Genomic DNA, 11,940 nt, shown 5'->3' with positions numbered 1-11,940 from the left:
AGCCCGATCACGCGGGCGTTAGGCAGCGACTTGATCCAGAAGCTCGCCGACCCCCTGAGCGTGGGAATAGGCCTCGAACGCCGGAATGAGATCACGGACAAGGTCGACGCAGCGCGGGGCTCCGATGCGCTGCGCGACCTGAAGTGCTTCCATCGCGGCCGTGGCCGCGCGTTCGGGCTCTCTCAGGTTGAGGTGGCTGCGGGCCTCGTAGGCACGGAAGACGCCGCGCGTCTTGTCGCGGCTGGGCGGCAGCAGCTTCCGGCCCTCGCTAATGAGTTGATGGGCACGGCGCGTGTCGCCCAGGTCGAGCAGGGCCTGCCCCGAGTCGACGGCCAGATCGGCGCTGGACATCCACACGCACCAGGCCGGCACGGGTTCTTGGGACGAGGCGTCAAGAAGGTGCTCCGCTGCGGTGAGAGCCCGCAGGGTGGCGCGCCGCTCGCCCTGTGCCGCCAGGGCACGCGCGAGACGGAGTTGGAGAAGCGACTGGGCAGCCGGGTGACGGGTGCCGGACAAGGCTCGTTCGAGAATGCCGGCGGCCGTGCGCGGGTCGTCGCGCCACGAGGCCTGGTAGGCGAGGTCGCCGAGGAGAGCCGCGCCCATGTCGCGGTCGCCTCCGGTGTGGGCGCTGTGCAGGCCTGCGATCCAGTACTGGCTCGCCTCAGCGTGCAACCCGTAGTCGAACCGGTGCCAGCCCACGGTCTGGCTCAGGCTCGCGGCGAGCACGTGGAGACGCAGCTTGACCGACCGGCTGTACCGGCTGCCTGCGATGATGTCCGTGACCGTGGTGAGCAGGGCGTCGACCAAGGGCGCGGTGTGCTGGCGCTGCTCGGTCGCTTGGGTGGCCAGGCGGGCGCTGGTCTCTTCGAGCAGGATCACCACCTCGTCCCCGACGGCTTTGGTGCCGAGCTCCGGATCGTTTGTCACAGCCCAGGAATCGGGCGACGCCCAGGTGCTGGCCAGCGTGACCAGAGAACTACCGGAGATCGCGGTCAGGAAAGTGCGGCGGGAAGAGCGTTCCATGGTCGTTCGCAATGCCTCTCGGAGGGCCGGTACCGGACTGGCTTGGCCGAGGGGGACCACCATGCCGCCGACACCCGGCAACCAGTTCGGCCACGAGCGAGGATCCACCGCTGCGGCAGGGACCCCGAATACCTCGGCGATATAGATCTGAGAGTCGGCGTCGGGGGTGACCCCCTGCGTCTCCCATTTGTAAACACGCTGCTTGTCGACGCCCGATCTCAGGCCGCGGCGTTCGGCAGCGTCACGGATCTCCCGGGCAAGATCAACTGCTGTCATCCCACGCGCCATCCGAGCCCGTGCCAGCGGATGCGTCTTCTCGGCCACGTCGCCATCCAATCAACCGTGCCTGCTCTGAGCGTAGCTACGAACCGACAGGGACTACTGCGGGACTACCGCCAACTCCTTTTGCCGCACGCACAGTTGCCCGACACTCGATCACTCCAGCGATCCCAAGGACGGTCCGGACCAGCACCGATGGGCTGAGGACTTGTCTCCGTTACCAGTACGCCGATCACCGGCGTCGCGTGCATGCATCGTGAAGGGAACTCAGTGATGCAGCAGTCACCGCTCCTCGGCACACCCCCGATACTCGCCGACGACTTCGCGGCCAGTGGGTTCCAGATACGCACAGACCTCGGTCAGCACTTCCTGAGGTCGCCCGACTCAGCCCTCCGCCTCCTGGAGCGGGCGGAGATACCGAACGGAGCCCAAGTCCTTGAGGTCGGCGCCGGACTGGGCACGCTCTCCACGACCATCGCCGCGGCGGGCCACCCCATCTGGGCGGTGGAGAAGGACCACCGATTGCAGGCCCAACTGGAGCAGAGGCTCGACGAGTTCGGCGATCGCGCCCGGATCACGATCGACGACGTCCGCGACGTCGATCTCGACCACGGCCTGGAGGCGGGCTCCACGCTGTTGTCGATCATGCCGTTCGCCCCGGAACTGGCCGCTTCTCTGGTCCGCTACGCGTTCGGCTCGCCGACGCTGGCGCGCGGGCTGGTGGTGATGCCGGCGCTCGCCGCCGAGCAGCTGGCGGCCGACGGGGATACCGGCCTGCGGGTCGAGGAGGTCGACGGCATCGCGCGGGCCGACTTCTACCCGCCGGCGCCGTCGGTCCTGCGCGTGGTGGCGATCGGCAGGACCCGACCATGCTCGAAGTGATCGCCACCGGCTGCTTCCACTCCGCCCTCCCCGACGGCCGTGCTGCGCTCGCTGCCACGCGGTCGGCGAAGGAGAACGGCGCCGTGGTCGTGGACGCGGGGGACTTCTTCTCCGGCCACGCCTTCCACGCCTTCTCACAGGGACGGGTGGAGGAGCGGCTCCTGTCGGAGCTGTACGACGCGGTCGTGCCCGGCAACCATGACCTTCCCGATCTGCTGCGGTTGCGGGCTCCGGGTCGCTTCCCTCCCGTGATCTGCGCCAACCTCCGTCCGCCTGCCGCGTTTGAGGGCCGCTGGGTCAGCGGACTGATTCTTCAGCGGGGCACGCACCGTCTGGGCGTCATCGGCTATCTGGGGCGGCAGGCCTTCGAGACGATCCCCCATCATGAGCGGGCCGGCTTTTCGTACTGTGACCCCACAGCGGAAATGATCGGCGCGGAGGCGGACAGGCTGTGGGAAGCCGGCGCCGACATCGTCATCGGGGTCAGCCACACAGGGTTCCTTGCCGATGTCGCCGACCAGAACGCCGGCTGGCCGCTGCACATGGTCGTGTCCGCACACTGCCACTCGCCGTGGTCACACTGGACGGAGGCAGGCCGCCACGTCGCCAAACCGCCGGCGGGCGGAGCGGGGCTGTTGCGCCTTGCCCTCGATCCGGCCGGCTCGCACAGCATCGCCCAGGACGCATGTCCGCCCTGCCCTCCGTCCGGAGACGGCCTGGATGCCGACCTGGACGCGTACGCGACATGGGGCAACGAGTTGCTCGGCACCCTGGACACGCCGCTGGCCACTCGCCGCGACGTCGCGGGCGGCCTCGCCGAGCAGGCCCGCCGCAGCCTCGATGTACAGGCGTTTGTACTCAACCTCTACACCCTGCGCGGCGGCCTGGCGCAGACCGTGACGCGCCGGGACGTGATGGCCTGCGCCCCGTTCGACAGTGATCTTGTCGTCCTGGACGTCGAGTACCCGCTCGACGCCCTGGCAGCTCGTGCTCACGCCCTTGGTGAGGAACTCATCGCCGCCACCTCTGATGCTGTTCCGGGCCCGGTCACGGTCGCGACCACCGGCTATCTCGCCGGCCGATTCGGCTTGGCCGCCCGCCCCGTCCATCCTCTGCGCACCCTGCGCGACACCCTCACCGATCTCGTTCGGAGTCCTCATGAGTGATGTGCTGACCCTGAATGGCCGCGACCTGACCCATGGCCCGCACGCAAGCGGCCAGCTCGCCAACGTCGTCACCGGCCCGGGCAGCGGACGAGCCCTGGTCCGGTTCGACGGGCAGGACCACACGCTGAACCTGGAACTCGGGCTGAGTCTGCTCTCCGGCCTTGGCCCCGTCCTGTCCGTGTACCCGGGCGACGGCTGCTGGAGCGACCTGACAGTCAGCCTGGCCGCCGACCCCGGGCGAACGCACGGCGTTGGAGAGAACCGGCTGCACGTCGACATGGTCGACCGTGACCGTCTCCCCCGCTACATCGCCCTGTACTGCGTCCGCGCCGACCCGCTGGGCGGTGGAGCGTCGGCGCTGGCCGACCTCTGGCAGGCTGCTCGCTCCCTTTCGGACGGCGACCGCACACTTTTGGCCCAGCCGGTCTTCGCATACTTCGCCGACCAGGACGTGCACGGCGTCGGCGAGAGCATGGAGCGGTTCCCCGTCCTGCCGGAACACATCGACGGCAGTGCGCCGATCCGGTTCACCGCCAAGGCCCACCCGCACCTTGAGCGCGGCGAGCTCGTCGACGTCGAGGAGCCCGAGGCGACCGCCGCGGCGTTCGGCCGGTTCGTCGACGCCGTCGTCGCCTGCCGCTCGACCATCCGTCTGATGCCGGGCGATCTGCTCGTCTTCGACCAGCACCGCTACGCGCACGGCCGGATGCCGCTCGGCGACGGCCAGGACTGCTACGACGCCGACGAACGGCGGCTGCTGCGGCAGAGCTACGTCGGCGCGGGAGAGTTGGGAGGGACACGATGATCCTCACGGGCACCGCGATCCGGGCGTCGGTCGAAGGCGGGCAGATCACCATCGCCCCGTTCGACGCGGATCTGCTGAACCCCAACAGCTACAACTACCGCCTCGGCAGGACGCTGAAGCAGGTCATCAGCGATCCGGCCGACCCGACGTGCCCGGCCGAGACAGCCACGATCGAGGTGCCCGACGAGGGGTATGTCCTGCGCCCAGGGGTCGTGTACCTGGGCGCGACCGTGGAGACCCTCGGCAGTACCGAGTTCGTGACGAGTCTGATCGGCCGGTCCTCGCTCGGTCGGCTGGGTATGTTCCTGCAGATCTCCGCCGACCTCGGCCAGCTCGGCCCCGCTCACCGGTGGACGCTGGAGATCAAGGTCGTCGAGCCGTTGCGGGTCTACCCGGAGATGAGGATCGGGCAGGTCAGTTTCTGGGCGCCGGTCGGCGACCGACAGCCCTACACCGGGCACTACGCCCACATCAGCGAGCCCGCCCCGTGCTCGCCGGCCGTGGCCGCCGGCCTCGGCGCAGCGTGCGTGCGGCCGGGGGTGGCTGCATGATCCTCACCGGTCCCGAGATCGCGGCGCAGGTCAAGGCCGAGGCCATTCGTATCAGTCCCTTCGACGCCGGGATGGTCCAGCCGAACTCCTACAACTTCCACCTCGGCGATCACATCGGCTGGTACACCAGCGAGGTTCTCGACTGCGCCCGCGAGAACTCGTTCGAGGCCCACCCCATCCCCGGCGAGGGCATGGTGCTTGAGCCCGATCGCATCTACCTGGCCTCCACTCGTGAGGAGATCGGCAGCGACTCCTACGTGCCGATCATCCGGGCCCGCTCCTCGATCGCGCGCCTGGGCCTGTTCGTGCACTGCACGGCCGACCTGATCGACCTCGGCTCCCACGGGCAGCTCACCCTGCAACTGCACGCCGTGCAGCGCGTGAAGATCTATCCCGGGCTGCTGATCGGGCAGGTCACCTTCTGGGTCCCGCAGGGAGAGATCGTCCTCTACGACGGGAAGTACCAGGGGTCCCAGGGGCCCCGGCCGTCGCTGGTCCACCGTGATTTCGAGGCCCGGTGACGCCCGTGTCCCCCGCCTCCCCCGCTGGCCCGGTGAAGCGGGTGGTCGCCGTGGTCGCCCACCCGGACGACGCCGAGCTGCTGTGCTACGGCACGCTGCGCAAGGCCCGCGAGGCGGGCGCCATGGTGTCGGTCGTCGTCGTCACCCACGGCGCGAACGGCGTATCGATCGCAGACGCCGGCGCCGGCCGTCAACTCACCGAGGACGAACGGGAGAAGGAGGTCGCGGCAGCCTGGCACGACACCGGCATCGACATGGTCTTCCTCCACCTGACCGACGGCGCGCTGGTGGCCGACCTGAACCTGATCTCCCTGGTGGAGAGCGAGTTGAAGCGGCTGGGGTGCACGCTGCTCATCACCCACAGCCCGCGAGCGGCCAACGACCACCAGGACCACCTGGCGGTCGCCGCGGCCGCCGCGAACGCCGCCACCCGTGTGCCGACCTGCCACACCGTGCTCCACGGCGAACCCCACGCCCCCCGTTCCGGCTTCCATCCGACCGTCCTCGTCGACGTCACCGACGTCGTCGACGACAAGGTCCGCGCCCTGGACTCGCACCACAGCCAGGGCGGGCGCTGGTACCTGAGCGAGAGGTACACCCGCCACCGCGCCGCCCAGGCCGGATGGTCCCTGCGCCCGGAGGCCGCAGCTGCGGGACGTGCCTTCGAGGCCTTCGAGGCCACCCTTCTCACCCTCACCTTCGCTCCCTCGCGAGAGGACGCCCGACCTTGATCTACATCGAACAGCCGCCCTTCGCCCCATGGCTGGGGTTCTGTGAGGCTCTGCTCGGCTGCGACACGGTCGCCTTCTACGACGACGTGCAGTACACCCAGGGCGGCTGGCAGAACCGCAACCGCATCAAGACCGCCGACGGAGTTGCCTGGCTGACCGTGCCCGTTGCACGCCAGAGCGGCCGGCTCATCAACGACACCCGGATCGCACCCTCCTTCGACCCCGACACACTGCTGCGCCAGATCCGCCTCGCCTACGCCCGCACCGCCTACGTCGACGAGGCCCTGAACGTGCTGGGCCCGGCGCTGACGGCCCGCCACGGATATCTGGCCGACCTCAACATCGACCTGATCACCGCCCTCGCGACCGCGCTCGGCTCCCGGGCGCGTTTCATGCGCACATCCCAGATGAAGATCACCGCAGCCGACAAAACCGAGCGGTTGGCCCAGATCTGCGCGGCCGCCGGCGAAGGGATCCTGTGGGCCGGATCCGGCACCCGCGGCTACCTCGACACCCGTGAGCTGGAACGCCACCGGCTGTCGGTCAGGTGGAACGAGTTCACCGATCGCCATCCGCGGTACGTCCAGGCGTGGCCCCGCCAGGAGTTCATCGCGGGGCTGTCCGTCATCGACGCGGTGTGCGCCCTGGGGTGGGCCGGTACCTCCGCGCTGCTGCGTACCTCGTTCGACACCTACCTCCCGCACGCCGAAAGGGGAAGTGCGACATGCAACTCCCGCTGATCCTGACCGGGATCGACCTGCCGATGGAGCCCTCGTGCGGGTCGGCGATCTGGTGCAGCGACGTCTACCAGAGGCTCGGCGGCGACTTCCGGGTTGTGTTCGCGGGCTTGCCCGGCAGCGGCACCTGGAGGCACCACTTCCCCGAGACCGTCCTGCTCGCCGCCGACAAGCAGCCCTACGGCCCGGGTTTCGACGCCTACGCAGCCCAGCTGACCGACGAGGTCGCCGACCTGATCGGCGCGCACCAGCCTGACATCATCCACGCCCAGCACCTCGGGTTCGGGCTCGCGCTCGCGTTCGCGCGCGCGGCCGGCACCACCCCCTTGGTGTCCATCGCGCACGGCACCGACGTCATCGCCGCCACCGAAAGCGAGCAGGCCCCCAACGTCCTCACCGAGATCGTGGCGGCCAGCACCAAGGTCGTCGTCCCCAACACGGCCATGGGCTTCGAGGTGGACCGGCTCACCCGCCACGCCTACACCGACCGGCTGACGACCGTCCCCTGGGGTGTCCCCCTTCCACCCGCGCCGACCGCCACGCCCCGGCCCGGGCACCGGCTGAACCTCTTGCACGCCGGGCGCCTGGACGCCAACAAGTCCACCATCACCGCGATCGAGTCCCTCGCCCTCACCAAGGACAAGCACCACCTCACCGTGATCGGCAGCGGCAGCGAGCTCCCGCTGCTCAAGGAGTGCGTCGAGCGTCTCTGCCTGGGTGCTCAGGTCACCTTCGAGCTGTTCCTTCCGCGCGAGGAACTGTGGCAGCGGTTCACCGGATTCGACGCGCTGGTGTTCACCACCCGCCATCTGGAGGCCTTCGGCCTGGTCGCCGTCGAAGCCCAGGCCCACGGCCTGCCCGTCCTCTACGGCGACCTTCCGGGCCTGGACTACACCCTCGGCGACGGCGGCCTGGCCTACCGGAGCGGCGACGCACCGGCGCTCGCCACGCTTATCGACCGCGTGGCCACCGACCAGACGTTGCGCCAGGACCTGCACCGTGCGGCCGCGGCCAACGCCCGCCTGCACACCATCACCAACACTGCCGCACAGATGGCCCGCCTGTCCCATTCCATGATCGAGGGGCGCCGATGACTACCCCCACTGCCCTGTATGCCAGCCGACTGTGGCCGCCAGTCCGCCGCGGCGCGGGCGAGACCACCGATTCCGCTCTCGACCTGCTGTACCACCTGGGTCTGGTGGCCCGCACCGGCGCCACAGGCGTCCACACCCTCCTGCCACTGGGCCTGCGCGTCCACGACCGGATGTCGGCGATCGCCCGCCGCGCGTTCGAGGAGCGCGGCGCGCTCACCTTCGCCGCCCCCACCCTGCAGAGCCGCCGACTGTGGGAAGAGACCGGCCGCTGGCAGGCATACCAGCACGAAGGCGCTCTACTGACGGTGCGCAGCTCCAGCGGAGAAGAGATGTGCCTCGCGCCGACCTCGGAAGAGATCGCCTCCGCCACGGTCCGCGAGCACTTGCGCTCCTTCAGGGATCTGCCCGTACGGCTGTCCTTGTCCACGAGCAAGTTCCGCGACGAACTCTCCCCACGCGGCGGGCTGATGCGCGGCCGCGAGTTCACCATGGCCGACGCCTACACCTTCGACGCATCCGCCGACGGCATGCGCGAATCGGTGGATTTCCTCAACTCCGCCTGCACCGCAGCCCTGACCGGCATGGGACTGAGCGGAGTGTTCCGGGCTGCCGCCGACGGCGGCGCCATCTCCGCCGGGCCCAGCACCGAGCACCTGGTGCTGTCCGACACCGGGCAGAGCACCATCGTCGCCTGCGACCACTGCGGAAACCGCGGTGACGGCGCCGTCACCGCCGCGCGACCCGCACCGCCATCCGACGCACCCGTCGTCAACGTGATCGTCTTCACCCTCACCCATCCGGACGGCGTCATCCAGCCGGCCGCCGTGAACGTCCGCTCCGATCTCAAGGTCAGCGCCCGCAAGGTCGCCGCCGCCACGGGCGCCTCGCGCGTCAGCCTCATCGAACCGCAGGACCTGCCGGGCCTCCTCGGCAAAGAGGCCGGAACGCTCACCCCGTGGGATGCCGCCAACAGCCCCGACGCGCTCCTGCTGTTCGACCATTCCGCCGTCGGCCTGGACGAGTTCTCCATCTCTGACGGCGGCGACGGACTGCGAGGCGGCGTGACCTGGAACGGGGACAAGGGGCTACGCGCCCTGAAGGCCGTAGGCCGCGACCTCGCCGAGGCCTCGGACGGCAGCCGTTGCACCCTGTGCCCGGGAACCCACCGCGCCGTTCGGGCCGTCGAAGTCGCTCACGTCTTCGAGCTGGGCACCCAGTACTCCCAGCCGATGAAACTTGCCTTCACCGACCACACCGGACGCCAGGCCGTGCCCTGGATGGCCTGCTCCGGCATCGGCATCACTCGCTGTATGCAGACCGCCGCCGACCTCCACCGCGACCACCAAGGCCTGCGCTGGAAGCCCGGAACCGGCCCGGCCGACGTCCATCTCACCGTGCTGCGCGCCGACCAACCGCACATGCAGGAACGCGCCGACCGCCTCGTGGACGACCTCACCGCCCGCGGCGTGGGCCTCTTCGTCGACGACCGGCCCCTGCCCACCGGTGAGAAACTCCGCTACGCCCGCCTCCTAGGCCTGCCGCACGTCGCCGTGCTCTCCCCCGACCGTCCCGCCGAGGAAGTCGAAGTCATCAGCCGCTGGACCGGACGAACCACCATCACCGAATCAAGCCACATTCCCCAACTCGCCACCTGCGGATAACCACCGAGAGACACCGCCAGAGCGGACCGAATAGCGTCGCCGCAACAGCCGTCGCGGCGACGCTATTCACCATGCCCACGGACGGATAAACAGCCATCCATTCACGCAAACGAGAACTGACGAAAACTCATCCAACATTCCTTCGATCCTGTTGACGCTTGAACACGAAAGCCCCTAGCGTGATGCCCACCACAGTGGACGGGTCGTAGCTCAAGCGGTGGAGCACGGCAAAAGCGTTGCCGAGGAGCCTGGTTCAAATCCGGCCGGCCCGACCAGTCAGCCCCTACTTCGCGCCCCGACCAGTCAAAGACCGTAAACGGGCGCGGAGTAGCGCTGAAGGAATATCGAACTCCCCTGCATCGGTCATGCGAACCCGGAAACGGTATTGATGAAAATTGCGATCACCGGTGGCGGCAGCGCCGGGCACGTCGTTCCGGCTCTTTCCGTCGCCACCCAGCTCACCCAGAGCGGGAACGAACTCGTGTTCCTCGGGCGGCACGGAAGCATCGAGCACGAGTACGCGCAGAAGGCCAATATCCGTTTCCGCTCGGTCCCCTCCGCCGGCCTGAAGCGCTACGGGTCATGGAGCAACATCCGGATGCCCTTCACCGTCCTGCGCGGTATCGCCGCCGCCCGGCGTGCCATGCACCACGAGCGTCCCGACGCCGTGTTCAGCAAGGGCGGCTACGTCACCGTCCCCGTCGGCATCGCCGCCTGGCTGTGCCGCGTTCCGGTTGTCATCCACGAGTCCGACCACTCCCTCGGTCTCGCCAACCGGATCCTCGCCCGCATGGCAGCCCGCGTCTGCCTCTCCGAACCGGCCCGGTCCAAGCCACCGCGCTGGCTCGCCCGCAAGACGGTCGTCACCGGCCTGCCCCTACGGCACGACCTCGGCGACGGCAACCCGGGCCAGCTGCGCAGCCGGCTCGGTATCAGGCCCGGCGCCGAGGTCCTGCTCATCTTCTGCGGTAGCAGCGGCTCCGCCCGCATCAACGACGCCGTACGCAGCCAACTGAACAAGCTCCTCGGCCGGTTCGCGGTGATCCACGTGTGTGGGAAGGGCAACCTCGACCCGGCTCTCGAAGCAACGGCCGGCTACTGGCAGTTCGAGTACCTCCACCAGGAGATGACCGACGCGCTGTGGCTGGCCGACCTGGTCATCGGGCGGGCCGGGGCGACGACCCTGGCCGAGTTGGAGGCGCTCGGCAAGCGCGCCGTCCTCATCCCGCTGCCGGCCAGCGTCAGCCGCGGTGACCAGCTGGTCAACGCCGAGGCCTACGCACGGCGCCACGAGGGACGCTGCCACGTCATCCAGGACGACGACGCCCTCACCGGCGGGGCCGCACTCGTCGCCGCCTGCCTCCACCTGGCCGACGCCCACGCGAGTTTCCGCCGGCCGGACCCCGCCGTCATCCACCAGGCGGCAAGCCGCATCGCCGAGCAGACCCTGGCCGCCGCCCGGCCGCGGAGCCGCCGGGCTCGCTAGCCGTCAGTCGTCACCGTGGCCGTACATCCCGAGGATCTGCTCGTCGCTCTCACCGCGGTGACAGACGTGCCAGTGCAGGTGCTTGGACTCCTGGTACAGGCCGACGTTGGTGGTCACCGAGGCGGCGCCGTGCTTCTCACGTACCTGGTCCGCGACCTTGGCCACCACGTCCATCACCTCCGCCAGCAGTTCGGGGCCACCGTCCCCCAGATCCACAAGCGACGGAACGTGCTCCTTGGGCACCACCACGATGTGCACCGGGTGTGACGGCTTGGTGTGATGAAACGCGAGCACCCGGTCCGTCTCCATCACCCGCTCGATCTCCACGAGGCCAGGAATGGCCTGGTGACAGTAGAAGTCCGAGACCTTCACAGGGGCCGCAACAGCAGGGGTCACAGTTCGTCACTTTCCATATCTCTCGGTGATCTGGGCGCAAGACTAACGGCCGGCCACACCACGCACCCACCAAACACCTGCCCCTTCCGCAGTCAAACACAACGGCGAAAGAGGAACACCGCGCGTCATCCCGTCCTCACCGAACTTGCCACCGAGGAACAGGAGTTCGCCTGGGTACCTCACCCGCGTGCGCCACACAAGCGGCTGGCTGCGAGTAGATGTCGCCTTCCCGCGAGGCAACCGAGGATGGCAGCAGGCTGGCTGCCATCTACTCAAGGACGGGAATCCCCCGTCACCTAGAACGCCCAGGCTTAGCTGACGCCGATGTCGCCTACGACAGAGATGACCCGGCCAGCTACCCCAACTGGCCGGTTTATCGCCCCCCCCTTCCCGCTCGGCCTACAGCCAGTGATGCCGTCACATCTGCGGCATGAGCCTGTCTGTACATGGCCCCGCTCTATCGCGCTGACAGCGCGCCCGGCCTGTTCACGCCTCTGTCCAAGGCCCGCCGCCGGTGGTGGCTTCGAAGTGCCAGTCCCCAGACGGAGGCCGGGCGTGGATGCACAACGTCGGGTGGACGTGGCTGCCCGGGCCGTGTTCCACGGAGA

At 69.0% G+C, this 11,940-nt stretch carries 13 protein-coding genes and 1 tRNA gene; 11 read left to right on the top strand and 3 right to left on the bottom strand.

Going from position 1 to position 11,940, the window contains the following annotated elements; translation table 11 throughout:
* Nucleotides 1–18: 18 nt before the first annotated feature.
* Complete coding sequence (locus J8M51_RS33845) at nucleotides 19–1,347, bottom strand: helix-turn-helix transcriptional regulator (RefSeq protein ID WP_086757278.1); 1,329 nt, start codon at nucleotides 1,345–1,347, stop codon at nucleotides 19–21.
* 228 nt (nucleotides 1,348–1,575) lie between these two features.
* Here J8M51_RS33845 and J8M51_RS33840 point away from each other — a divergent pair, with 228 nt between their 5' ends.
* The 11 genes from J8M51_RS33840 (at nucleotide 1,576) to J8M51_RS33790 (ending at nucleotide 10,936) form a co-directional block, all read left to right on the top strand.
* Complete coding sequence (locus tag J8M51_RS33840; RefSeq protein ID WP_179203178.1) at nucleotides 1,576–2,184, top strand: rRNA adenine N-6-methyltransferase family protein; 609 nt, start codon at nucleotides 1,576–1,578, stop codon at nucleotides 2,182–2,184.
* Nucleotides 2,172–3,350: a metallophosphoesterase gene (locus tag J8M51_RS33835; RefSeq protein ID WP_086757282.1), complete on the top strand. Its 1,179-nt coding sequence runs from the start codon at nucleotides 2,172–2,174 to the stop codon at nucleotides 3,348–3,350. The genes J8M51_RS33840 and J8M51_RS33835 overlap by 13 nt, the downstream gene beginning before the upstream one ends.
* Complete coding sequence (locus tag J8M51_RS33830; protein WP_256965106.1) at nucleotides 3,343–4,155, top strand: TauD/TfdA family dioxygenase; 813 nt, start codon at nucleotides 3,343–3,345, stop codon at nucleotides 4,153–4,155. The genes J8M51_RS33835 and J8M51_RS33830 overlap by 8 nt, the downstream gene beginning before the upstream one ends.
* A complete protein-coding gene (locus tag J8M51_RS33825) occupies nucleotides 4,152–4,706 on the top strand; it encodes a dCTP deaminase (protein WP_086757285.1) in 555 nt (184 codons plus the stop codon). Before J8M51_RS33830 ends, J8M51_RS33825 begins: the two co-directional genes overlap by 4 nt.
* A complete protein-coding gene (locus J8M51_RS33820; RefSeq protein ID WP_086757286.1) occupies nucleotides 4,703–5,227 on the top strand; it encodes a dCTP deaminase in 525 nt (174 codons plus the stop codon). The genes J8M51_RS33825 and J8M51_RS33820 overlap by 4 nt, the downstream gene beginning before the upstream one ends.
* 5 nt (nucleotides 5,228–5,232) lie before the next feature.
* Nucleotides 5,233–5,958, top strand: a complete 726-nt coding sequence (locus J8M51_RS33815; RefSeq protein ID WP_256965108.1) for a PIG-L deacetylase family protein — start codon at nucleotides 5,233–5,235, stop codon at nucleotides 5,956–5,958.
* On the top strand, nucleotides 5,955–6,698 hold the full coding sequence (locus J8M51_RS33810) for a WbqC family protein (protein ID WP_086757289.1): 744 nt from the start codon (nucleotides 5,955–5,957) through the stop codon (nucleotides 6,696–6,698). Before J8M51_RS33815 ends, J8M51_RS33810 begins: the two co-directional genes overlap by 4 nt.
* Nucleotides 6,683–7,789: a glycosyltransferase family 4 protein gene (locus tag J8M51_RS33805; RefSeq protein ID WP_086757290.1), complete on the top strand. Its 1,107-nt coding sequence runs from the start codon at nucleotides 6,683–6,685 to the stop codon at nucleotides 7,787–7,789. The genes J8M51_RS33810 and J8M51_RS33805 overlap by 16 nt, the downstream gene beginning before the upstream one ends.
* Nucleotides 7,786–9,450, top strand: coding sequence for a proline--tRNA ligase (locus J8M51_RS33800; RefSeq protein WP_086757291.1), 1,665 nt, complete (start codon nucleotides 7,786–7,788; stop codon nucleotides 9,448–9,450). Before J8M51_RS33805 ends, J8M51_RS33800 begins: the two co-directional genes overlap by 4 nt.
* A 199-nt stretch (nucleotides 9,451–9,649) precedes the next feature.
* Nucleotides 9,650–9,725: transfer RNA gene (locus tag J8M51_RS33795), tRNA-Ala, on the top strand.
* A 113-nt stretch (nucleotides 9,726–9,838) separates the two neighbouring features.
* Entirely contained in the window at nucleotides 9,839–10,936 is a 1,098-nt protein-coding gene (locus J8M51_RS33790) for a UDP-N-acetylglucosamine--N-acetylmuramyl-(pentapeptide) pyrophosphoryl-undecaprenol N-acetylglucosamine transferase (RefSeq protein WP_086757292.1), read from the top strand.
* A gap of 3 nt (nucleotides 10,937–10,939) precedes the next feature.
* On the opposite strand, the gene J8M51_RS33785 is transcribed toward J8M51_RS33790, so the two are convergent.
* A complete protein-coding gene (locus J8M51_RS33785) occupies nucleotides 10,940–11,332 on the bottom strand; it encodes an HIT family protein (RefSeq protein WP_218781455.1) in 393 nt (130 codons plus the stop codon).
* Nucleotides 11,333–11,818: 486 nt separating this feature from the next.
* Entirely contained in the window at nucleotides 11,819–11,935 is a 117-nt protein-coding gene (locus J8M51_RS33780) for a hypothetical protein (protein ID WP_256965112.1), read from the bottom strand.
* Between the last annotated feature and the right edge of the window lie 5 nt (nucleotides 11,936–11,940).

The organism is Streptomyces griseiscabiei (genome assembly GCF_020010925.1).
Lineage (GTDB): Bacteria > Actinomycetota > Actinomycetes > Streptomycetales > Streptomycetaceae > Streptomyces > Streptomyces griseiscabiei.
Note: the sequence above shows the minus strand (reverse complement) of the source record. Positions and strands in the feature narration are given on the sequence as shown.